The sequence below is a fragment of the Bradyrhizobium sp. USDA 4541 genome, assembly GCF_024171085.1.
Taxonomy (GTDB): domain Bacteria; phylum Pseudomonadota; class Alphaproteobacteria; order Rhizobiales; family Xanthobacteraceae; genus Bradyrhizobium; species Bradyrhizobium australafricanum.
Genome location: NZ_JALJZF010000001.1, coordinates 5,948,353 through 5,968,580, shown reverse-complemented (window position 1 = coordinate 5,968,580; position 20,228 = coordinate 5,948,353). Strand labels below are relative to the sequence as shown.

At 64.4% G+C, this 20,228-nt stretch carries 25 protein-coding genes; 9 read left to right on the top strand and 16 right to left on the bottom strand.

Annotated elements, in window-relative coordinates; translation table 11 throughout:
- Nucleotides 1-50: 50 nt before the first annotated feature.
- The 12 genes from J2R80_RS28370 to J2R80_RS28315 all read right to left on the bottom strand — a co-directional run bounded on the left by J2R80_RS28370 (nucleotide 51) and on the right by J2R80_RS28315 (nucleotide 10,223).
- A complete protein-coding gene (locus tag J2R80_RS28370) occupies nucleotides 51-1,136 on the bottom strand; it encodes a YihY/virulence factor BrkB family protein (RefSeq protein WP_253590227.1) in 1,086 nt (361 codons plus the stop codon).
- A 2-nt stretch (nucleotides 1,137-1,138) separates the two neighbouring features.
- A complete protein-coding gene (locus tag J2R80_RS28365) occupies nucleotides 1,139-1,639 on the bottom strand; it encodes a hypothetical protein (protein WP_253639811.1) in 501 nt (166 codons plus the stop codon).
- Nucleotides 1,640-1,747: 108 nt separating this feature from the next.
- Nucleotides 1,748-2,191, bottom strand: coding sequence for a hypothetical protein (locus J2R80_RS28360; RefSeq protein WP_253590225.1), 444 nt, complete (start codon nucleotides 2,189-2,191; stop codon nucleotides 1,748-1,750).
- A gap of 4 nt (nucleotides 2,192-2,195) precedes the next feature.
- Nucleotides 2,196-2,417: a hypothetical protein gene (locus J2R80_RS28355; protein ID WP_050385371.1), complete on the bottom strand. Its 222-nt coding sequence runs from the start codon at nucleotides 2,415-2,417 to the stop codon at nucleotides 2,196-2,198.
- A 33-nt stretch (nucleotides 2,418-2,450) separates the two neighbouring features.
- On the bottom strand, nucleotides 2,451-3,299 hold the full coding sequence (locus J2R80_RS28350; RefSeq protein ID WP_253639810.1) for a hypothetical protein: 849 nt from the start codon (nucleotides 3,297-3,299) through the stop codon (nucleotides 2,451-2,453).
- 245 nt (nucleotides 3,300-3,544) lie between these two features.
- A complete protein-coding gene (locus J2R80_RS28345; RefSeq protein ID WP_156436345.1) occupies nucleotides 3,545-3,799 on the bottom strand; it encodes a hypothetical protein in 255 nt (84 codons plus the stop codon).
- 359 nt (nucleotides 3,800-4,158) lie between these two features.
- Complete coding sequence (locus tag J2R80_RS28340) at nucleotides 4,159-4,359, bottom strand: hypothetical protein (RefSeq protein ID WP_028331978.1); 201 nt, start codon at nucleotides 4,357-4,359, stop codon at nucleotides 4,159-4,161.
- A gap of 303 nt (nucleotides 4,360-4,662) precedes the next feature.
- Nucleotides 4,663-5,409 carry a Crp/Fnr family transcriptional regulator gene (locus J2R80_RS28335; protein WP_253623872.1) on the bottom strand — a complete coding sequence of 249 codons (747 nt, stop codon included), beginning with the start codon at nucleotides 5,407-5,409 and terminating at the stop codon, nucleotides 4,663-4,665.
- Entirely contained in the window at nucleotides 5,410-8,580 is a 3,171-nt protein-coding gene (locus J2R80_RS28330) for a CheR family methyltransferase (RefSeq protein WP_253639809.1), read from the bottom strand. It lies immediately after the preceding gene.
- Between the two features lie 148 nt (nucleotides 8,581-8,728).
- The gene (locus J2R80_RS28325) at nucleotides 8,729-8,881 is read right to left on the bottom strand and encodes a hypothetical protein (RefSeq protein WP_253639808.1); all 153 of its coding nucleotides are present in this window, start codon (nucleotides 8,879-8,881) and stop codon (nucleotides 8,729-8,731) included.
- Nucleotides 8,882-8,943: 62 nt separating this feature from the next.
- Entirely contained in the window at nucleotides 8,944-9,213 is a 270-nt protein-coding gene (locus J2R80_RS28320) for a hypothetical protein (protein WP_057018646.1), read from the bottom strand.
- Complete coding sequence (locus tag J2R80_RS28315; protein WP_253639807.1) at nucleotides 9,213-10,223, bottom strand: chemotaxis protein CheB; 1,011 nt, start codon at nucleotides 10,221-10,223, stop codon at nucleotides 9,213-9,215. The genes J2R80_RS28320 and J2R80_RS28315 overlap by 1 nt, the downstream gene beginning before the upstream one ends.
- A 97-nt stretch (nucleotides 10,224-10,320) precedes the next feature.
- On the opposite strand from J2R80_RS28315, the gene J2R80_RS28310 reads away from it, so the two are divergent.
- Nucleotides 10,321-10,737 (top strand): response regulator, encoded by a 417-nt coding sequence (locus tag J2R80_RS28310; RefSeq protein ID WP_057018717.1) that lies wholly within the window; start codon nucleotides 10,321-10,323, stop codon nucleotides 10,735-10,737.
- Between the two features lie 86 nt (nucleotides 10,738-10,823).
- Nucleotides 10,824-11,003, top strand: a complete 180-nt coding sequence (locus J2R80_RS28305) for a hypothetical protein (protein WP_229192086.1) — start codon at nucleotides 10,824-10,826, stop codon at nucleotides 11,001-11,003.
- A gap of 316 nt (nucleotides 11,004-11,319) precedes the next feature.
- Here J2R80_RS28305 and J2R80_RS28300 read toward each other — a convergent pair whose 3' ends face one another.
- From J2R80_RS28300 to J2R80_RS28290, 3 genes are all read right to left on the bottom strand, one after another.
- Nucleotides 11,320-11,499, bottom strand: a complete 180-nt coding sequence (locus tag J2R80_RS28300; protein WP_057018644.1) for a hypothetical protein — start codon at nucleotides 11,497-11,499, stop codon at nucleotides 11,320-11,322.
- A 217-nt stretch (nucleotides 11,500-11,716) separates the two neighbouring features.
- The gene (locus J2R80_RS28295) at nucleotides 11,717-11,914 is read right to left on the bottom strand and encodes a hypothetical protein (RefSeq protein WP_253639806.1); all 198 of its coding nucleotides are present in this window, start codon (nucleotides 11,912-11,914) and stop codon (nucleotides 11,717-11,719) included.
- A gap of 274 nt (nucleotides 11,915-12,188) precedes the next feature.
- Nucleotides 12,189-12,536 (bottom strand): response regulator, encoded by a 348-nt coding sequence (locus tag J2R80_RS28290; protein WP_253639805.1) that lies wholly within the window; start codon nucleotides 12,534-12,536, stop codon nucleotides 12,189-12,191.
- Nucleotides 12,537-12,643: 107 nt separating this feature from the next.
- Between J2R80_RS28290 and J2R80_RS28285 the strand changes: the two genes are divergently transcribed.
- The 4 genes from J2R80_RS28285 (at nucleotide 12,644) to J2R80_RS28270 (ending at nucleotide 17,407) form a co-directional block, all read left to right on the top strand.
- Nucleotides 12,644-12,784 carry a hypothetical protein gene (locus tag J2R80_RS28285; RefSeq protein ID WP_253590219.1) on the top strand — a complete coding sequence of 47 codons (141 nt, stop codon included), beginning with the start codon at nucleotides 12,644-12,646 and terminating at the stop codon, nucleotides 12,782-12,784.
- 414 nt (nucleotides 12,785-13,198) lie between these two features.
- Nucleotides 13,199-15,604 (top strand): phosphoketolase, encoded by a 2,406-nt coding sequence (locus J2R80_RS28280; RefSeq protein ID WP_253639804.1) that lies wholly within the window; start codon nucleotides 13,199-13,201, stop codon nucleotides 15,602-15,604.
- 3 nt (nucleotides 15,605-15,607) lie between these two features.
- Nucleotides 15,608-16,792 carry an acetate/propionate family kinase gene (locus tag J2R80_RS28275; RefSeq protein WP_253639803.1) on the top strand — a complete coding sequence of 395 codons (1,185 nt, stop codon included), beginning with the start codon at nucleotides 15,608-15,610 and terminating at the stop codon, nucleotides 16,790-16,792.
- A gap of 42 nt (nucleotides 16,793-16,834) precedes the next feature.
- Nucleotides 16,835-17,407 (top strand): DUF6496 domain-containing protein, encoded by a 573-nt coding sequence (locus J2R80_RS28270; protein WP_253639802.1) that lies wholly within the window; start codon nucleotides 16,835-16,837, stop codon nucleotides 17,405-17,407.
- Between the two features lie 256 nt (nucleotides 17,408-17,663).
- Here J2R80_RS28270 and J2R80_RS28265 read toward each other — a convergent pair whose 3' ends face one another.
- The gene (locus J2R80_RS28265; RefSeq protein WP_253639801.1) at nucleotides 17,664-18,470 is read right to left on the bottom strand and encodes an enoyl-CoA hydratase/isomerase family protein; all 807 of its coding nucleotides are present in this window, start codon (nucleotides 18,468-18,470) and stop codon (nucleotides 17,664-17,666) included.
- Nucleotides 18,471-18,544: 74 nt separating this feature from the next.
- On the opposite strand from J2R80_RS28265, the gene nthA reads away from it, so the two are divergent.
- Genes nthA through J2R80_RS28250 form a run of 3 tightly spaced genes read left to right on the top strand, consistent with a single transcriptional unit; the run spans nucleotide 18,545 to nucleotide 20,207 of the window.
- Complete coding sequence (nthA, locus tag J2R80_RS28260) at nucleotides 18,545-19,174, top strand: nitrile hydratase subunit alpha (protein WP_028344028.1); 630 nt, start codon at nucleotides 18,545-18,547, stop codon at nucleotides 19,172-19,174.
- Nucleotides 19,171-19,830, top strand: coding sequence for a nitrile hydratase subunit beta (gene nthB, locus J2R80_RS28255; RefSeq protein ID WP_253639800.1), 660 nt, complete (start codon nucleotides 19,171-19,173; stop codon nucleotides 19,828-19,830). The genes nthA and nthB overlap by 4 nt, the downstream gene beginning before the upstream one ends.
- Nucleotides 19,830-20,207, top strand: a complete 378-nt coding sequence (locus tag J2R80_RS28250; protein WP_253639799.1) for a nitrile hydratase accessory protein — start codon at nucleotides 19,830-19,832, stop codon at nucleotides 20,205-20,207. The genes nthB and J2R80_RS28250 overlap by 1 nt, the downstream gene beginning before the upstream one ends.
- Nucleotides 20,208-20,228 lie beyond the last annotated feature (21 nt).

The window sequence follows — 20,228 nt, the reverse complement described above, 5'->3', positions numbered from 1 at the left end:
CCTACGCTCATTGCCGGGGGGGGGGTGTGCTGCTGCGGGGTCTGCGCCGGCTAAGATGCCCTGCCGACCGTGTCGGCCATGGTTGCGCCACGCGCTCCGAGCGGCTTGCGGCGGCCCTCGGTCGAATCGAGCATGGTCTGATGCTCGATCTCTGAATTCAGCTCTGCCCCGCACAGCACAATGATGGCGGACATCCACATCCACGTCATCAGACCGATGGCAGCCCCCAGCGAGCCATAGGTCGCGTTGTAATCGCCGAAGTTCGCCAGATACCAGGAGAGCAGCACCGAACCGGCCAGCCACAGCACGGCCGCTGCGACGGCGCCGACGCTGAGCCACTGCCAGCGCGGCCTGGTTCGGCTCGGACCATAGCGGTACAGCACCGCGAGCGCGGTGAGGAGCAGGAGCACCAGGATCGGCCACCGTCCGAACCGGATGACGAGCTCGGCCGTCGTGCCCAGTCCGACCTGCTGCAGCACAAGCGGGACGACGACCACCGCTCCGACCATCAACATGATGGAAATCAGCCCGGCGATCGTGAACGAGAGAGACATCAGATTGAGTTTGACGAAGCTGCGCTTTTCCTTCTCGTCATAGACGACGTTGAGCGCATCGAAGATCGCCTTCATGCCGGCATTGGCGCTCCAGATCGCGATCAGCAGGCCGGCGGCAAAGGTCAGGCCGAGCGTCGAGGTCCCCTTCGCGAGCACGCGCGCGATCTGGTCCTGGACGATCGCAAACGAGCCTTCCGGCAGCATCAGCGCCAGGCTCTGCAGGTTCGATGAGATCGTGGACGGATCGGCGAACAGGCCGTAGCTCGAGACCAGCGCGGTGATCGCCGGGAAGATCGCCAGCAAGCCGTAGAACACGACGCCGGCCGCGGTTGCCAGCAGACGGTCCTCGTCGATCTGCTGATAGGTGCGGAGCAGAATGTCCTTCCAGCCGGCAGTCGGAATCTCGAGCGGCGTGTCGGCGAGCCGTCCACGATCTTGCGTTTCCGCTAGCATGGGTTCGACGCCCTGTTCCAGAACGGACGGCCGCTCCGATCGGGACAGCTGGCGAGAGATCGCCAACGTCGCCAGAGCCGTTGCACCGGCGAGCATCAGGTCGTTCGGCCAATTGCGCAGCGTAGCCATCGCTAGTCCTGGATCGCGTCGCGCTGACGCCGGGCGCGCGATGCAGCAAACCAGCCGACAAGCATGATTGCAGCCCCGGCGGCCAGTGCGCGGGTGGTGGGATCTATGCTCGCCCCTGCTCCCGTCCGAGTGGTGGCGATCAGCCGCGCGGCGACGGGCACTGCGATCGCGCGCTTGAGCATGTCGGCCTGTCGGCCCGGGCGCGGCACGGCCGGCCCAGGACGCGCGAGCAGCACGCGGCCCATGACGAGCCCCAGGATCCCGAGGAGGACAAAGGCGCCGCCGATCACGGCATATGCGATCCAGATGCCGTAATGCACTTCAAGGGCGTGGAAAGCCGCGCCAACGCCGATCCCGATCGCGATCAGAAGCGAGACCGCACCCGCCAGCATGAAGCTGCATGCAAACGCGTAGCCGGTCACGAGGCGCGTCATCCATTGTCGCAAGTCCGCAAGGTAGGAGCGGAAGATCAGGCTCAGCGAAGATGACGTGTTGACGCGCATGACGAGGTCCATTGCAAGTCGGCATCCGACAACCCGGCGGGAAGATCGACGTTCCTCCCCCGGCAACGCGCAACAGTTCGCGCCAATCGGGGCCGCCCGGTCCGAGCGCTAACTGACCGGAGGGAGATTTGCGCGTGGTGGCATGGAGCTCGGGAATGGCTTGGCGACCAAGAGCGTCCCGCGCTCGTCGGTTTCGAGCGCGATCTTCTGGGCAAGCATCACGTCGCCCGCCGCCAGCGCACCGACGGGCCGGAAGCACCAGCCCAGCACGATGCGATCGCCGCTGTCCATCTCATAGACGTTGGTCGAGGTGCCATAGCAAATCCGGTATCGCTTGCCGGACTCCGAGCCGATGACGTCGAAGCGCTTATACTTTTCGAACTGCGCCCGCTGCTCGGGTGACAGCCACGCGGACAGCAGCGCAAGTCCGCGCGCCTCAATTCGCTCATAGGCCTGCCAGCGATCCCAGATCGCGGCCAGCGTCGCACCCAGCGTGCTGGCGGCGCGCCAGAGCACGGACCGCAGGGACATCTCGCGCAGACGGGCGAGCATGGCGTCAGCCGCCGACCAGCCTCGGATAGAACAGGGTTTCCTCGGCGGTCGGATCGAGCGCGCGGACCAACTTCGCCTCTCCGGTCGCTTGCCGGATTGCGGCGGTGTAGCCATCCGACGTGAGCTGGGTGAAGCGAGCATTCGCCCAGGCCAGCTGCTCACTGTTGTCGGGATCGAACTGCTGCCGCGTGTCGCCGGAGTGATCCATCACCAAGATCGTTGCCATCATCGTCTCCTTTGAAGGACATTCACAACTGCATCAGACAATCGGCACGGCCGTCGTCGGCCTGCCGCCCATCCACTCCGGCACCGCGGCGCCGTCGCGGTGACGGCCGCCCGCGCCGGCGGCGGCCCACGCGGCGACCGCACCGAACAGCAGTGCCGCCGCAACCGAGAACGCCAAAATCACCGCGCTGCGCCGCGACCGCTGGATGGCGGTCCTGGCATCGCCCATCACGCTGTCGACGCGCTTCTCCGCCTCCGCAGCAGGCAGACCGGTCGCGGCCGCCACCTGCTGGATCAGATAGCTGCGATCGTCGGAGCTGACGCCACTGCGGCTGGAGCTCGTCAGCAGGATGCGACCGGCCTCTGCCCGCTCATAGCCGATATCGAGATTGGCCGGACGCCGCACTGACCGGTACAGGCGGTCGAGCTCGGCGCTCAGCAGCGGCTCCGCGGCCGTCGCAGATGGCCGGTTCTGAACCACCGGACGCGCGGTTGACAGGCCAACCAGCGCGACGATCGTAGCACCGAGGATGACGGCGAGCGCCCAGGCGGTCAGGCCGTGAAGCCCGTCGCGGCTGTCGATCTCGTCGGATGGCGTCGCGCCGATCACGCGCTGGGCCCGGCCGGCGATGTAGCCGCCGACGCCGAAGCTCACCAATGCCTGCAGGATCAGATACAGCCCCGACAGCAACGCGAGCGCGGCTGATGCGTCGCGCCATGACGGCGAGCTTGAACTGACGCCCAACCCGACCGCCGCGCCGAAGCCGATCAGGATCACCGACAGCGCCGCCGCGGCCAGCGCGCCGGCGATGACCGGACTCCATTGCAGCCGAAGCCCGGTCCTGTTGGCGGCGGACACGGCAAGCCCTCGCTCGTTATCCATGACGCGCCTACCGCAGCCCGAAGAACGACAATATCGCCAAAATGACCACGATCAGTCCGACCAGATAAATCAACTGGTTCATGAAAACCTCCTCCGTCCTTCCCGTCCTGACAATCTGGTGGAGAAGCCAAGGTTCCTACGCGGACGAACCGGCGCGATGCGGCAGGCCAATAAAAAGGGCCCCGCCGATGCGAGGCCCTCATTGGTCGTCGCGATCTGCTGATCGCGACGTGCTACCAGCACCGTTAGTCGTCGTCCCAGTCATGACCACGGATCACGAAGCCGCGGTCGCGGTAGTAGTCGCGATGATGGTTGTACCAGCCGTGGTGCCAGCCCCGGTCATGCCGGTATACGTCGACGCGCGGGCCACCATAATATCGATCGCCGTAGTAGCCGTGGTCGCGGCCGACATAGATGCCCACACCCTGCGCGCTCGCAACGGTCGGTGCCGCTATCGAGAGTGCCGCAGCCGCGGCAAGAGCGTAAGTAAGCTTCGTCATGGCATCCTCCTTTCTAGTACGCCGTGATAACGACCGGCGTCCGCGCATGTTGCAGGAACAGGATCGGAACTTTCCTGAACGTTCCTTCACCATCATGGCGGCTGGACGTGACCGGAGGACGAGATCGAGGAGCCCTCGACGAGCTCTGCTCGATCGCTGTGGCTCCACTCCCTGTTCGACACAAGTGACCCCAGCTCAGGGGTGGAGAGCTGGGGTCGTAGCGGGGTTCTCCTGGTTAGCGCTGACGGCCGGTCGGCGCGTCAGCTCGCGAGAGCATGCGCGTCGCAATCAGTTCCGGCACTAACGTCTGCAAATGTGCGACGCACAATCGTGCCGCTGCGATTGCCCGATCAGACCGCCTAGCGCCACATGCTCGGGGCGGTGCGCAACGCGGCCTGGCCTGCGATGCGCAGCTCATCGATTGACGAGCGTCCCTCGCGAATGGCCTGCAGCAATCCAGAGGCGACGTTGGTCCGCTTTGTCGTATCCGAACGCGGCACGCCTCCGCAGACCTCGTCGAGCACCGCGCGAAGCACTGCGGCCGTCTCTCCATCGAGCATGATTGCCTCCCTGCCCTCGTGGATCGAACTGCATCGTAGCGCGACACCGCGCGAGAGGAGTTCAAGTATGTTAACAGCCGTATCCAAATCTTGCGCGGCCGACCGTCGCGCTGTCTTCGTCGCGACAAATCACTGTCATGTTCAGATCGTCAGTGCGCTCTGCAAAATGACGCGCCTCCGCGTCAGTCCCGCTGCGACATTTCAAGGATCGCATCAGCGAACGCCTGCGGCGCCTCGCGCGCCCGCCGCACCGGCATCCGTCGCGATTTCAGGGAGAGCAGCATAGAGCCGCCTTGCCGCGTCTCAGCCGCGCCGCTTGGTGTGCAGATAGTCGGCCGAAAACAGCGCCGTGTCCTTGAGCAGCTTCAGGTCGTTGATCGTCAGCATGCGGTCGCGCAGCACGATCAGGCCGGAGCCGCGCAGCTCCTGCAGCGTCCTGTTGACGTGGACCACCGACAGGCCGGTGGCATCTGCGAGATCCATCTGCGTGACCGGGAACAGGCAGGAATCGCCGTCGATCATTCCAACCGGCAGCAGGCGCTCATAGAGTTCGCACAACAGATGCGCGACCCGCTCCAGCGCCACGCGCCGCCCGATATTGACCGTCCATTCCCGCTGGATCGCGCTGTTCACCATGGTTTCGCACCACAGCGCTTCCTCCAGCGAACGGTCGCCCGCCAGCAACTGCTCGAACGCCGGGCGCTTGATGTCGGCGTAGGTGACCGGGGTCAGCGCGCCGATCGAATGATCCATCACCGACAGCAGATAAACGCAGGCGTCGCAGCTGTCGCCCGGCAGGATGAAATTGACGATCTGGCGGCGGCCGTCCGGAAGCGTCTTGTAGCGGCAGAGCCAGCCCGACAGGATGATCCTGACGCTCTCGACCGGATCGCCCTCGGTGGCGAGGTCTTCGCCCGGGCGGGCCCGGTGCAGCCCTTCCTGGATCGCCTGTTGCAGCAACGCGATCCCGCGTTCGGACAATTGCCGCAGGGCATTGAGCCGCCGGATCACCGGCAGCGCCAGATTTCCCTCGAGGATCGGGGGATGCATCTAGCTCCCCATGCTCGGCGTATGGATGGCTTGCGGGTTCATCGGTATGGCGATCGTGCAGTGCAGTCCCGACGGATTGAACTCGAGCGTGCTCTTGCCCTTGAACTCGAACGCCAGCGTCCGCTCCAGGAGATCGGATCCAAATCCCCTGCGGCGCGGCGGCGCCACCGCGGGCCCGTTGCGCTCGCGCCAGTCGAACAGCAGTTGCCGCGGATCGGCCGCATCATCGATGCGCCATGAGACGTCGATGCGCCCGGCCGTATCGCTCAGCGCGCCATACTTCAAGGCATTGGTTGCGAGCTCGTGGAGTGCCAGCGCGAAGGTCTCCGCGGCCTTGGGCTGGAGCCGGATCCTGGGACCTGCGACCTTCAGTTGCTCGCCTTCCTTCGCGTTGTACGCAAGCAATTCCTCGACCACGAGATATTCGAGGTCGACGCCGCCTTCCGGATCGCGGGTCACGAGCGACTGGGTCCGCGCGAAGGCGTTGAGCCGGCCGTCGAGATGCGATGCGTAGTCCTCGACGTTCGCGCTGGTCTCGGCCGAGCGGCGCGCGATCGAGCGGACCACGCCGAGCGTGTTGCGCACGCGATGCTGCAGCTCGGCAAGCAGCAGCCGCTGCCGCTCCTCGGCCCGCGTGATCGCGGTGACGTCGATGAAGGTGATCACGACGCCGGCGATGAAATTGTCGATGCTGCGGTACGGCAGGATGCGCACGATATAGCGCGTGCCGCTGTCGGGCGCGGTCAGCTCGCGCTCGGCGCTGGCCAGCGTCCGCAGCACGCGCCGCACATCGTCGTAGAGTTCCTCGATCGGGATGCGCGCCTTGATATGCGCGATCGGGCGGCCGACATCGGTCTCGACCAGATGCAGCAAATGCGTGATCGCCGGCGTGAAGTTCATCACCTTCAGATCGTTGTCCAGGAACACGGTCGCGATCTGCGTGCTCTCGAGGAAGTTCTTCAGGTCGCTGGTAGCGCGGGTCAGTTCCTGCACCCGATGCGCCAGCTCGCCGTTGACGGTCGTCAGCTCCTCGTTGACCGACTGCAATTCCTCGCGCGAGGTCTCCAGTTCCTCGTTGGCGGATTGCAGCTCCTCATTGAGCGATTGATACTCCTCGTTGGAGGATTTCAGTTCCTCATTGGTGCTTTCGAGCTCCTCGATCGTGGCCTGCAACCGCTCGCGGGTGGCGCGCAGCTCGCTCTCCAGCCGCTCGACATGCTCGGTCCTGACCAGAACGTTGGGATTGGTTTCGGCGCGATCCACAGGGCGGATCGGCCCATCCTTGAACAGCACGACGAAATTGCGGTGACCCGCAGGGCCGTCGAGAATTGGTTCGGCCGTGATGTCGACCAGCACGCGATGCCCGTTGACGCCGAGTTGCACCTGCTCGGCATGCGCGGCCTCGTTGGTTTCCGCGGCACGGCTGAGTGTCGTGCGCAGCTCCAGCCTGAGATCGCGATGCACGAGCTGCAGCAGATCGAGCGTCGCCGTGCCCGCGGTGGGCTCGATATAGCGGCCGGTGCGGCCGGAGAAATGCAGGATGTGAAAGTGGTCGTCGGTGATCACATAGGCCGGCGCATAGCGCTCGGCGATGCGCTGGGCGCGGCGCTCGAGGCCGACATCGGGACCGATGGAGCGGACCGGTGGTATGTCGATCGCGGCTCGCCCGGCCGCCGTCGTGATCGGGAATTCCGGCGGCAGCCGCGTCCCGGTCTCGAGCTTCTTGAAGATGCGTGCGCGCCGGTCGACCGGCGCGAACAGCTTCGGATGCCGCGTGACGTTCTCGGAATTGCCGAGAAACAGGTACCGGTCCGGCAGCAGCGCAAAATGGAACAGCGGGATGACGCGGTTCTGCAGCTCGGCATTGAGATAGATCAGGAGGTTGCGGCACGAGATCAGATCGAGCTTGGAGAACGGCGCGTCCTTGATGACGTTGTGCTGCGAGAAAATGCACATCTCGCGCAGCTCCTTGACGACGCAGTAGGTGTCGCCTTCGCGCACGAACCAGCGCGCCAGCCGTTCCGGCGTCATATCGTTCTCGATGCTGGTGCGATAGCGCCCGACGCGCGCGGCGGCGAGCGCGCGCCCGTCGATGTCAGTCGCGAAGATCTGCACCTGCGGCACCGAGTCGAGACCGGCCATATGCTCGCGCAGCAGGATGCCGATCGAATAGGCCTCTTCGCCGGTCGCGCAGCCAAGCACCCAGACACGCACCTGCTGGCCGACGCCCTTCCCTTCGAAGATCTTCGGGATGATCTGGGTTTCCAGGACATCGAACTCCTTCTTGTCGCGGAAGAATTCCGTGACGCCGATCAGAAGGTCGTTGAACAGATGTTGCGCCTCGTCCTTGTCGTTTCTCAGGAAATCGACATAGGCAGAGATATCGTCGATCTGCACCACCTGCATGCGGCGCTGGACGCGGCGCAGGAAGGTGTTCTGCTTGTAGCCGTGGAAATCGTTGCCGGTCTTGTTGCGAAGGATATCGGCAATGCGCGCAAGCGAGGTTGCCGCCGCGGCCAGCACCTCGTCGAACCCCTGCTTCTCCTCGAGCCGGCGCAGGTGGCGGGCATAGACGTCGATATGCTCGGGAATGGCCTCGGGCGGCAGCACGAAATCCGCGATCGCCACGGCCGAATTGCCTTCCGCGTGCGGATCGGGTTCGCCATCCCCGATGCGCTCGGCGATCGCCAGGCCGCCATGATCCTTCAGGGTCGCGACCCCGAGCGTGCCGTCGCCACCGGTGCCGGCCAGCACCACGCCGATCGATTCCTCGGCGCGCTCCTCCGCCAGCGACACCAGGAAACTGTCGATGGTGGCCCGCTCGGCGCGCGCCTGCTCGGCGCGCCGCACGGCGAAACGGTCGCCATGAACGGTGGTGATCATGTCGGACGGACACAGATGGATCGTGCCACCCTCGACGAGCTGTCCGTCGCTGATCTCGGACAGCCGGGCGCCTTCCGATCGCTGCAACGCTTCGCGCAACCGGGTGTCCTCGATGGCATCCCGGTACTGCAACACGAGCACGACGGCCTGGTCCGGATTGAGCCTCAGCTTCGAGAAGAACCGCTCGATGCTGTCGAGGGTGCCGGCGGACGCGCCCACACCTATGATCAGCGGCGCCTTGGACTGGCGCTCTTCGTCTCCGCTCTGGGATTGGCCAACATCATCCATGATTGCAGCGGCTCTCATTCTCCTGCTGGCGTCTCGCCCGCGTCTTTTGATAGCAGAGTTTAGTCCTATCCCAATGGGATAGGTAGGAATTCTCCAACCTCCTGGGAACCTCGACTCCGGGATCGATTGCTCTCCAAAACCGGAAGGGTCATAGTAGGTGATGGCAGCCGACCCGACCATAGATGGATCCGGAGAGCTCACGGCCCTGATCAGGCGCGCGGAACGGGCGACCGCAGAAGCCCATCGCCTCATCGACGAGAACGACCTCTGGCGCCAGCACGTCCTGCAGCAGTTTGACCACATGTTCGAACTCGGAGCGGCGTTCAGGGCGCAGAGGCGCATCCCCGATCCTCCTCCCGGGCGCTAGTGCGATGTCACCCGCTCCTCGAGATATGCGACCCGCTGCACGATCAGGGTTCGATGCCGCTCCCACTCGATCAAGGTCTGCTTGAGCAAGCCGACCAGCCGCTCGGCTTGCACCGTATCGTGACCGGCCCGTTGCAGCCAATCCAGCAGATCCTGCTGGCCGCGCAGCCGCCTCCAGCCCTCCTCGATATCGACGTCCGCCTTGACCAGCAGCGCACGTTCGGACCGCAGCTGTTCGGCCCAGTTCGCATGCTCAGCGCTGGCCATCACGGTTCCTTCCGCACCGGTCGCTTCGGATCGAGCGATTGTAGCATGACTCGCCGGATCATATCGGCGTATTCGCGATATTCAGCGGCGCGCGCGTCATACATTTGCGCGACCGCCGGGCGACCGCTCTGGCGGCCGTCCTCGGCCATCCGGTGCACCAGTTCGGCGCGCTCCTCGATGATGCGGAGTGCGACCCGAAGCGCCTCGTCAACCCGGCCCTCCTGCTCCTTGGCAAGCGCGTCGGCCGTATAGGCGTGACCGACCTGACAGCGGAATCGCAGCGGGTGCCCGACCTTGAGCTCGGAAAGGACGCCGCCGCACCCCGGACAGGTCAGCGGCGCGGGATCGGCAATATCGACCAGCGTATCGCTGCCGACGCGCTCGCCCGCCGCAATTTTCACCTCCAGCACGATCTCCGGCGGAATCGGCAGGATCGCGCCGGGCCGCTCCCGGACCAGATCGGACAGCACATCGCCAAGCCGTGCACCCGGGATACAGAGGTCAACCGTGGTCGCTTCCAATGCCCTGAGCGGCATTTCATCGGAAATAGCGTCCTGGGGCTCCTGAACCAGCGCGACCCCACCGCAGCGCTTGATCGCGTTCAGGCCCGCCGCGCCGTCGGACAGCAGGCCGCTGAGCACAACGCCGATCACGCGCGGTCCATAGTGCAGTGCGGCCGAGCGAAACAGCGCGTCGATCGCCGGCCGGACCAGATTTTCGCGTGGCCCGCGGCCGAGCATCAGGTGGCCGTTCTGGATCAGCAGATGGTGGTCCGGCGCCGCCAGATAGACGTGACCATTTTCGATGACCATGCCGCTTTCCGCCTGCCGTACCGGCAGCTTGCCGGCTGCGCTCGCGACCGTGGAGAGAATGCCGATGCCGTGAGAAGGTATGTGCAATACGATGAAGACCGCGGCCGGCAGATCCACCGGCAGGCGCCCCAGAATCTGCTTCAACGGTGCCGTCGCCCCAGCCGAACCGCCGATGACGATGATGTCCCGATTGGACATGGAACCTGCCTTTTCCAATATTGTTTACAACAAGGCGAGCATTCGGCTTATGTTCCAATTTTGCGACGACATCACACCGGGTACGGCCCGAATCGACATGTCTGAATTTGCACCTTTGCGCGAACGCCCTCTCCTGACCGGACGGCGCGTCCTGATTGTCGAAGACGAATATTTCCTTGCCGACGACATGCGCGGCGCGCTGCGCGCGCTCGGTGCCGATATCGCCGGGCCGGCCGGTGATATCGACGATGCGCTTCGCATCCTGCAGGACGGCTGCGTGATCGATGGTGCGGTGCTCGATGTAAACATCCGCAAGCAGATGATCTATCCGGTCGCGCGCGAGCTAAAGGCGCGCGGCGTGCCGATCGTGTTCACCTCGGGATACGACAAGATCGTGCTGAGCAGCGAGTTCGCGGACGTTCCGTTGTGGGAGAAGCCGTTCGATCATCGCGCCATGGCGCACGGGCTCGCCGGCATGATCCTGCGTGGCAATGACGCTGCTGGACACGAATAATCCGCTGGAGCATTTGCAAATGTTAGTGCGGAGGTCTGCAGAGGGCCTCACGATACCCAGGTCACGATATCGGACGGGGGTGCGTAATGACCGAGATCGAAAGACGTATCGAGCTGCTGGAGCAGACGGCCGCAGAGAGCGCGCTGATCGCCGACCTCTCAACCGTCACGGAAACCCGCATCCGTAACGCCCAATTGGCAAACGAGTTGCGCCTCGTCGTCGCGCAGCTCAGGACCTTGAGGCCGGGTGACGCTCATATTGTCTGATTGTCTCGGTCCACGATCTCCGGCGAACCGGCGGCGTGATGCATCCTCCCATCGTTTTCAGGAAGGACAGCGACACTGCACGATTCAACGGATCGGATCGCGGAATGCCGGCAACTGGCCGACGAGGCCGACCGTCTGGCCTCGACGTCCGGCGTCGAAAGGACGCGCAAGGATTACGAGTTGCTGGCCAAGTCCTGGCGACGATTGGCGCTGAGCTACGAATTCTCCATGCATCTCGAACGCTTCATCAAGGCCCGCTAGTCGACCCACCGGCCGGTCGGGATATTGCAGGTGCCCGCCCGCACCAGCGAAAGCCTTACGTATCGTTGTCGCGGTGGGCTTTGATCTCCATGCGCGTGCTCGCGGAATTACGCACCGATTGCCGCAACTCGGCGAGCTGATCGTCTCGCTGATCCGCGAGCGATCGCTTCTGTGCGCGCAACGTGAGACTTTCTTCGATGGCAAGCTGAGCGCGGGCGAACAGGGGATCGATCATCGACGAAACATGTCATCCGATCGCTGCCGCCGCCCTGTCATGTGATAAGTCCGAAGCGGGTTTGCTCCGAGGCAGCGCGACAAACGTATCTCATGAGACATCGAAGATTGTTCGACCGCGGTCGTCGCCGGCGTCGATGCGCCGCTTCATGGCCTGCTCCCTGGCGGGGGTGACACGGTAATCACTCCATGGTTCCGCCTCCGCAAGGTGCGAAAGCTCAACCCAGGTCAGGATTCAGGATTCCATATTGGCTTTCCGCCTGCGGGAAGGGTTCCTGCGTCTTGCGGCCCAGAAACGTGCTGGCGCGGCTTTCGGCGAGGAGCTTGCGCGCGTGCTCGACGACCCGGATCATCCGCTCGGTATCGTCGAGATCACGGTAATTGGAAAGACGATAGATTTGCCGCTCGATGGGCATGACGTACTCCCTGTTATGCAGGCGGGAGCACAATCGGTCTCTCAGCCACCGACGCCTACGGGCAGAGCCTTGGCCGGTGATGAGGAGAAAACAAACCTCGACCAGGAAAGTTGCCAACAAAGTGCTGTGCCGGAAGCCCGAGGCGCCGGAGATGGCCATTCGGCCAAGCGACAGGCGCCGACGGGCAACTCAGCAAAACAGTTCCTACGGCGTCCTGCCGGATCGGACGCGGCCAGCCCGCGGCGCGTGCACCGATCTGCGTTGAGCTCGCCGGCTATTCGGCGACGCTCATCTGCTTGCACAAGATCCCGAGAGCCTCCGCACACCCGCGCGGCTTGGTTACCACGGGGAGGTGCGCATACTTCTCGGGCAGCGTGCTGGGGTCGTAGCCGGTATACAGGGTGACCGGTGTTCCCATCGCAAGCAGGGTATCGATCAACTTGTAGGACGAGGTTCCATTGACGTTGATGTCGATCAGCGCGCCGGACGCTCCGGACGCGTGCGGGCGGGCTTCGTCGACCGAAGCGAACGGGCCGACGACGTGATAGCCGGCCTGTCGTGCCAGCGTGGCACAGTCATCGGCAATGAAATACTCGTCCTCCACGATCAAGATCGTACGCATAGCAGTACCTCTGCCAGTTGATCTTCGCGGATGATCGAGGCGTTAACGTTCTCCCGCCGGTTGGGTTTCCCAGGCGCGTCGTTCCGCGCACCGTTAGGACAGCGGTCATGGCCCATTTCAAAGAGCGGGAATTCAAGGCGGAGGGTGGTCCCGATTTTCCAGGCGCGCGCCGTCAGCTACCGGCCACCAGCAACCCGAGGTACAGCCAGAGTACAATTGTCACAGTGATCGTTGCGGCGAAAAAGTAGCGGTCGATGAGATTCATCAACTGCACCTTCGGCTGACTATGGCGGATATCGAATCGCGGTCGAAACATCAGTCGCTGCCGCTTGTCATCTCTCTGCCTGGTTCCGGCATTTACATATGAGAGACCGGTGATCCCGCCCGGAGATGGCTCGTTTGCCGATGCCGAAGAACAAACCAGTCGCCGTCACCGCTAGGGTGTGCGGGTGCGCGGCTCCAAGGCGGCAAACGAAGGAACGAGGATCGGCGCCTGCGGTTGGAGCCGGCGAACGCAATGCATCAGCCAAGAACCGCAGCCAAGAACCGCCGCCGCTATCGCTGCCCGACGTCCCGCCCGGCCCCGCCATCAGTCGAACGCGATCATCACCGGCCGGATCAACCTGTAGCTGTTGTGATAGTTTTGGGGAGGAGTTGGCTCCATGAAAGCAACCATCGAACAAAGAACGACCGCCGGCAATCTCGACCTGCTCGACCGCTACTGGCGCGCCGCCAATTACCTTTCGGTCGGGCAAATCTATCTTCTCGACAATCCGCTGCTCGGCGAGCCGCTGCGCAAGGAACACATCAAGCCCCGCCTGCTCGGGCATTGGGGCACCACGCCGGGCCTGAATTTCGTCTATGCCCATCTCAATCGGGTCATTCGCGCGCTCGATCTCAACGTCATCTACATTTGCGGTCCGGGACATGGCGGTCCGGGCATGGTGGCGAACACATATCTCGAAGGCACCTATAGCGAGATCTATCCCGATGTCGGCCGCGACATCGACGGTCTGCGCAAACTGTTCCGGCAGTTTTCCTTCCCCGGCGGTATCCCAAGCCACGCAGCACCGGAAACGCCCGGCTCCATCCATGAGGGTGGCGAACTCGGCTATTCGCTGGTCCACGCCTATGGCGCGGCATTCGACAATCCCGATCTGATCGTGGCCTGCGTCGTCGGCGACGGCGAGGCGGAAACCGGTCCGCTGGCTGCATCGTGGCACTCGAACAAGTTCTTGAATCCCGCGCGTGACGGCGCGGTGCTGCCGATCCTGCATCTCAACGGCTACAAGATCGCCAATCCGACGCTGCTCGGGCGGATGGGCGACGAGGAAATCCGCAGCCTGTTTCGCGGCTACGGACATGAGCCGCTATTCGTCGAGGGCGACGATCCGATGCCGATGCATCGCGCCATGGCCGCTGCCCTGGATGAGGCGCTTGCAGCCATTCACAAGATCCAGACCGAGGCGCGCGACGGCAAACGATCGGAGCGGCCGCGCTGGCCGATGATCGTGCTGCGCAGTCCGAAGGGCTGGACCGGTCCGAAGGAGGTCGACGGGCTCAAAGTCGAGGGCTTTTGGCGCGCGCACCAGGTGCCGATCGCGCAAGTCCGCGACAACCCCGCGCATCTCAGGCTGCTTGAAGACTGGATGCGCAGCTATCATCCCGAGGACCTGTTCGACAAGGACGGTGCGCTGATCCCGGAGCTCCAGGCCCTCGCCCCGACCGCGAACCGCCGGATGGGCGCTAATCCGCATGCCAATGGCGGCCTTCTGAAACGTGAGCTCCGGCTGCCGGACTACCGCGCATTTGCCGTCGAGGTGAAGCATCCGGGCCAGACGGTCGCCGCAGCGACCCACGAGCTCGGAAAATACCTGCGCGATGTCCTCAAGCTGAATGCCGATGCCGGCAATTTCCGCATCATGGGGCCTGACGAAACCGCCTCGAACCGGCTGGATGCCGTATTCGAAGCCACAGACCGGGTCTGGATGGAGCCGACCGAGCCGTATGATGTCCATCTCGCTCAAGACGGCCGTGTCATGGAAGTCCTCAGCGAGCATCTCTGCCAGGGCTGGCTGGAGGGCTATCTATTGACCGGACGCCATGGCTTCTTCTCCTGCTATGAAGCGTTCATCCACATCGTGGATTCAATGTTCAACCAGCACGCCAAATGGCTGAAGGTCTCGCGCCAATTAGCGTGGCGGCGTCCGATCGCCTCGCTCAACTATCTGCTGACGTCGCATGTCTGGCGCCAGGATCACAACGGTTTCAGCCACCAGGATCCCGGCTTTGTCGATCTGGTCACCAACAAGAAGGCCGACATCGTCCGTGTCTATTTCCCGCCCGACGCCAACACGCTGCTATGGGTCGCCGATCACTGCCTGCGGACCTACGATCGGATCAATGTCATTGTCGCCGGCAAACAACCGTCCGCGCAATGGCTTTCGATGCAGGACGCCGCCACCCATTGCGACGCCGGCATTGGCATCTGGACGTGGGCCGGAACCGGGGATGCCACAAGCGAGCCCGATGTCGTGATGGCTTGCGCGGGTGACGTTCCGACGCTGGAGACGCTCGCCGCCGTTGATCTGCTGCACAAGGCCCTCCCCGACCTCAAGATCCGCGTGGTCAACGTCGTCGACCTGATGACGCTGCAGCCGAGGCAACAGCACCCTCATGGCCTCAGCGATCGCGACTTCGACAGCCTGTTCACGCGCGATCGCCCCGTCATCTTTGCCTACCACGGCTACCCTTATCTCATCCACCGACTCACCTATGGCCGGGCCAATCACGACAACATGCATGTGCGCGGCTTTGTCGAGGAAGGCACGACGACCACACCTTTCGACATGGTCGTTCTCAATGGATTAGACCGCTATCATCTCGCGATCGAGGTGATCGAGCGCGTGCCGGGGCTCGCCACCAAGGCCGCACAGATCAAGCAAGGATACCGGGATGCCCTGATCGCGCATGCGCGATATGTGCGCGAACATGGCGAGGACATGCCGGAGGTTCGAGACTGGGTCTGGCCGAACGGCACCGGCGGCGCCACACCTGCGGGCGGTTGAGCCATGCCGACCTCCAATGCGGTTCTGGTCGTCAACTCCGGCTCGTCGAGCATCAAGTTCGGCGTTTTCGATGCTTCGCATGCCGATCCCAAGCTGCTCTGCAAGGCGCAGATCGATGAGCACGAGGGCGCCTCGCGATTGGTCTTCACCGATCCGGCCGGCCGCGCGTCGTTCGCGTTGGAGCAAGCCGAACCAGATGCGTCGCCCGATCGGCTGTTCGCCGACGTCCTGGCACGGATCGAACATCATCTCAGCCAGCGGCTGCGTGCCGTCGGGCATCGCGTCGTACATGGCGGCCGCGAATTTTCGCGACCGGTCGAAGTCAACCGGACGGTGCTTGCCGTCCTCGACGCCCTCACCCCGCTGGCGCCGTTGCATCAGCCTCGCTGCCTGACGCCAATCCGGGCAATCAGCGCGATCCGGCCGGAACTGATGCAGGTCGCATGCTTCGACACGTCGTTCCATCATGGCCTCGCGCCGCCCGTCAATCGGTTTGCGATCCCGAGACATCTCGAACGCGCCGGCATTCGGCGCTACGGCTTTCATGGGCTCTCCTTTGAATATGTCGCAGGCCGCCTTGCCGACATCTCGCCGGAGTTTTCCGCAAAGCGCACCGTGGTGGCGCATCTCGGCAATGGCGCGAGCCTCTGCGCCATGCGCAACGGCCGGAGCATCGACACCACGATGGGTCTGACGCCGCTCGACGGCCTGGTCATGGGAACCCGTTGCGGCACGATCGATCCGGGCGTTCTGCTTTACCTCCAGCAGCAGAACGGCATGTCGGTCGACGACCTTGAGCAGCTGCTTTATCACCAATCGGGGCTGCTCGGCGTTTCGGGCATCTCCTCCGACATGCGTGTCCTGCTCGCCAGCCAGGAGCCCGCCGCGAAGGAAGCGGTTGATCTCTTCACGTTCCGCATCGCGCAGCAGGTCGTCGCGATGGCTGGCACGCTGGGCGGACTGGAATGCCTGGTGTTCACCGGCGGTATCGGCGAGCACGCGGGCGAGGTTCGCAGCCAGGTCTGCGAACGCCTGCGATGGCTGGGTGTTGAGCTCGATCCATCCGCCAACACCGCGGCAGAGCTGCACATTGCTGGCAAGGACAGTTCGGTGGACGTGCTCGTCATGGCGACAAACGAGGAAGCAATGATCGCTCGCCACTGCGCAGCCTTGATCCCGGGAACCTAGGATCGACGAGAGGCGCTCCTGCGGCCGTGGCTAAATCGATGCTTGAAGGACCGTTTCCTTGAGCCGGACGTTGATGTCCCGGAAACCGAAATCGGCAACGGGAGAACGATGATGCCGGAACGAAAGACGATGCAAAAGGCCAGACAGGACCGGCGCGCGGGAAGGTCGACGACCACCCAGGCGGGCGAGTTCGTGCACGAGGAAATTCGCAAGGTTCGCCGCGGCAGGCACGGAGCGCGATCTTCCAAACAGGCCATTGCAATCGGCCTGTCGAAGGCGAGGCGCGCGGGCGTTCCGCTCCGTCCCCCCAAGAAAGGCGCGGCCAAGGCGACCACCCGCAAGAGCGCGGAGTACGCCTATGAGGCGGGCCAGGGCAAACGAAAGACCAGACGCAGGCCGCGCGTCTCGCGAGCGGTGTCCAACGTCCTGAAACGGGAATCGCGCAGCGCGGCGTCGCACACGGCGCTGTCGAAACAAACGCGGCGCGCGGCCTCGCGGCGTTCTGCATCGGCCCGCTCGGCCGCGGCGCGCAAGGCGGCAAAAACCAAGGGATCGGCCGTTCGTTCGGCCGCAGCAAAGAAAGCAGCCCGTACCAGAGCGCGGCGGCGAAAGTAAGCCCAGCGGTCCGAGAGGGCGACGATCGCGATTCACATAGGCAAATGCGGATGCCGGTGATGGGCGCATGGTGCGCGCTGTCTGCTCGGTCTCGACAACGGTGCAGGCGGATGACCCCAGCGTCGGCCCCAGGGCCCGCAAAGGTGCTGAGGTCGTCTCCGCACCGCAAAGGCCCTGACGCACCGGCCCGGCGTCAGGGCCTTCGCCATTCCGAAGCCTGGATCCGAAGCTTGGAAAGGCTCTTGAACGACACGCGTCAGCGCCCCTTGAAGTGCGGCTTCCGCCGTCCGAGGAAGGCCGCAACGCCTTCCTTGTGATCCTCGGTCAGGCTCGCGAGCGCGAACTGGTCGAGGTCCATGTGGCTCGCGAGATCGTCGAGCGCATGTGCGAGCCGGTTGACCGTCAGCTTGGTCATCGCGACCGAGATCGGCGGCTGGGCGGCGACCTTGGCCGCGAGCGCCATCGCTACGTCATATGACTTTCCAGGATCGGTCACCTGCTCCACCAGGCCCCATTCGTAGGCCTCCTCGGCCGAGATCCGGTCGTCGGCCAGGATCACAGCCTGCTTGGTGCGCGCCGGTCCCATCAGATGCAGCATGCGCGGCACGCTTTGCCAGCTCATGTTCATGCCGAACGCTATTTCCGGCACCCGCATATGCGCGTCGCGCGCCATGACGCGGAAATCCAGCGCGACCGCGAGTGCCACGCCGCCGCCGACGCAAAAGCCCTCGATCGCGCCGATCGTGACCTGCTCCATGTCCTGCCAGGCGCGCGTCAGCCGCGGCCCGAGCTTCAGGTGCCGGCGCAGCGTGCCCATGTCCATGGTCTGGCGCGAACGCCCTTCGGCATCCTTGAGGTCGAAGCCGGCGCTGAACGATTTGGCGCCGCCGGTCAGCACCACCACCGAGGTCTCGCCATCGTCCTCGAAACTGCGCGCCGCGTCAGTCAGCTGCCGCAGCGCCTCCGGCGACAGCGCGTTGATACCGTCGCCGCGATCGAACCGCACCACGGCGATGCGGCCGTCCGGCCCGAGGCCCTTCTCGATCGTCACATAGTCAACCACGCATACCTCCCCGCTCGCATTCTTGTGTACTGCCTGCCTCGACATAGCACGACGGTTTCGCCTATTCTGTTGATATGAGCGAACATGATCATCACCACCACGATCACGACCATTCCGAACTGTCGGAGACTGAACTGCGCGTCCGCGCGCTGGAATCGATCCTGACCGAGAAGGGCTATGTCGAGGCTGCCGCGCTCGACGCCATCGTGCAGGCCTACGAGACCAAGATCGGGCCGCATAACGGCGCCCGGGTCGTCGCCAAGGCCTGGACCGATCCCGCCTTCAAGAAGGCGCTGCTCGAGGACGCCAGCAAGGCGGTCGGCACCCTCGGCCATGTCAGCCGGGTCGGCGACCATCTGGTCGCGATCGAGAACACGCCCGGCCGCCACAACATGGTCGTCTGCACATTGTGCTCCTGTTATCCCTGGGAAATGCTCGGGCTGCCGCCGGTCTGGTACAAGGCCTCGCCGTATCGCTCGCGCGCGGTCAAGGATCCGCGCGGCGTGCTGGCCGATTTCGGCGTCAGCCTGCCGAAGGAGACGGAAATCCGGGTCTGGGATTCGACCGCGGAGACGCGCTTCCTGGTGCTGCCGATGCGGCCCGAAGGCACCGAGGGCTGGAGCGAAGACCAGCTCGCCGAGCTGGTGACGCGCGATTCCATGATCGGCACCGGCTTTCCCAAGAAACCGGGGGCGCCGTCATGAACGGCGTCCACGACATGGGCGGCATGGACGGGTTCGGCAAGGTCGAGCCCGAGCCGAACGAGCCGATGTTCCATGAGGAATGGGAATCCCGGGTGCTCGCCATGGTCCGTGCGATGGGCGCAGCCGGCGCCTTCAACATCGACGCCTCGCGCTTCTATCGCGAGACCCTGCCCCCGCAGGTCTATCTGTCGAGCTCCTACTACAGGAAATGGCTGCTTGGGCTGGAAGCCCTGCTGCTCGACAAGGGCTATATCTCCAAGGACGACGTCGCCGCCGGGCATTCCGTCGCGCCGGCGAAATCGCTCAAGCACGGCAAGTTCTGCGTCGCCGATGTCGAGCGCGTGATGGTGCGCGGCAAGTTCGGCCGCGCCGCGCCGGGACCTGCGAAATTCAAGGCCGGCGATCGGGTGCGGGCGAAGAACATCCACCCCGCTACGCACACGCGGTTGCCGCGCTACGTGCGTGGTCACGTCGGGGTGGTCGAGCGCGATCATGGCTGCCACGTGTTTCCCGATACGGTGGCCAACGACGCCGGCGAGCATCCGCAGTGGCTGTACACCGTCGTGTTCGACGGACGCGAGCTGTGGGGACCGGACTCCGATCCGACCATCAAGGTCTCGATCGACGCGTTCGAGCCGTATCTGGAGGCCGTGTGATGGATGCAGGTGCCGCCGCGCGCGCCACCAGCGCCATCTCCAGCATTCCCCGCGACCAGGACGGCCCGGTGTTCCGCGCACCGTGGGAGGCGCAGGCGTTCGCCATGGCCTTGACGCTGCATGACCGCGGCGTGTTCACCTGGTCCGAATGGGCCGCCGCACTCGCCGACCATATCAAGCGCGCGCAGGCTGCCGGCGATCCCGACACCGGCGAGACCTATTACCAGCACTGGCTCGCGACGCTCGAACATCTCGTCGCCGCCAAGGGCGTCACGACGCATGAGACACTGCACCGCTACCGCGACGCCTGGGACCACGCCGCCGACCGCACCCCGCACGGCCAGCCGATCGTGCTGACGGCGGGGGATTTCGAGTAGCCTCGAATGCCATGATTACCT

Bases quoted from the DNA above. Each gene is read 5' to 3' on its own strand.
- J2R80_RS28370 (WP_253590227.1), bottom strand. From the start codon at position 1,136: ATGGCTACGCTGCGCAATTGGCCGAACGACCTGATGCTCGCCGGTGCA.
- J2R80_RS28365 (WP_253639811.1), bottom strand. From the start codon at position 1,639: ATGCGCGTCAACACGTCATCTTCGCTGAGCCTGATCTTCCGCTCCTAC.
- J2R80_RS28360 (WP_253590225.1), bottom strand. From the start codon at position 2,191: ATGCTCGCCCGTCTGCGCGAGATGTCCCTGCGGTCCGTGCTCTGGCGC.
- J2R80_RS28355 (WP_050385371.1), bottom strand. From the start codon at position 2,417: ATGGCAACGATCTTGGTGATGGATCACTCCGGCGACACGCGGCAGCAG.
- J2R80_RS28350 (WP_253639810.1), bottom strand. From the start codon at position 3,299: ATGGATAACGAGCGAGGGCTTGCCGTGTCCGCCGCCAACAGGACCGGG.
- J2R80_RS28345 (WP_156436345.1), bottom strand. From the start codon at position 3,799: ATGACGAAGCTTACTTACGCTCTTGCCGCGGCTGCGGCACTCTCGATA.
- J2R80_RS28340 (WP_028331978.1), bottom strand. From the start codon at position 4,359: ATGCTCGATGGAGAGACGGCCGCAGTGCTTCGCGCGGTGCTCGACGAG.
- J2R80_RS28335 (WP_253623872.1), bottom strand. From the start codon at position 5,409: ATGCATCCCCCGATCCTCGAGGGAAATCTGGCGCTGCCGGTGATCCGG.
- J2R80_RS28330 (WP_253639809.1), bottom strand. From the start codon at position 8,580: ATGGATGATGTTGGCCAATCCCAGAGCGGAGACGAAGAGCGCCAGTCC.
- J2R80_RS28320 (WP_057018646.1), bottom strand. From the start codon at position 9,213: ATGGCCAGCGCTGAGCATGCGAACTGGGCCGAACAGCTGCGGTCCGAA.
- J2R80_RS28315 (WP_253639807.1), bottom strand. From the start codon at position 10,223: ATGTCCAATCGGGACATCATCGTCATCGGCGGTTCGGCTGGGGCGACG.
- J2R80_RS28310 (WP_057018717.1), top strand. From the start codon at position 10,321: ATGTCTGAATTTGCACCTTTGCGCGAACGCCCTCTCCTGACCGGACGG.
- J2R80_RS28305 (WP_229192086.1), top strand. From the start codon at position 10,824: ATGACCGAGATCGAAAGACGTATCGAGCTGCTGGAGCAGACGGCCGCA.
- J2R80_RS28300 (WP_057018644.1), bottom strand. From the start codon at position 11,499: ATGATCGATCCCCTGTTCGCCCGCGCTCAGCTTGCCATCGAAGAAAGT.
- J2R80_RS28295 (WP_253639806.1), bottom strand. From the start codon at position 11,914: ATGCCCATCGAGCGGCAAATCTATCGTCTTTCCAATTACCGTGATCTC.
- J2R80_RS28290 (WP_253639805.1), bottom strand. From the start codon at position 12,536: ATGCGTACGATCTTGATCGTGGAGGACGAGTATTTCATTGCCGATGAC.
- J2R80_RS28285 (WP_253590219.1), top strand. From the start codon at position 12,644: ATGGCCCATTTCAAAGAGCGGGAATTCAAGGCGGAGGGTGGTCCCGAT.
- J2R80_RS28280 (WP_253639804.1), top strand. From the start codon at position 13,199: ATGAAAGCAACCATCGAACAAAGAACGACCGCCGGCAATCTCGACCTG.
- J2R80_RS28275 (WP_253639803.1), top strand. From the start codon at position 15,608: ATGCCGACCTCCAATGCGGTTCTGGTCGTCAACTCCGGCTCGTCGAGC.
- nthA (WP_028344028.1), top strand. From the start codon at position 18,545: ATGAGCGAACATGATCATCACCACCACGATCACGACCATTCCGAACTG.
- nthB (WP_253639800.1), top strand. From the start codon at position 19,171: ATGAACGGCGTCCACGACATGGGCGGCATGGACGGGTTCGGCAAGGTC.
- J2R80_RS28250 (WP_253639799.1), top strand. From the start codon at position 19,830: ATGGATGCAGGTGCCGCCGCGCGCGCCACCAGCGCCATCTCCAGCATT.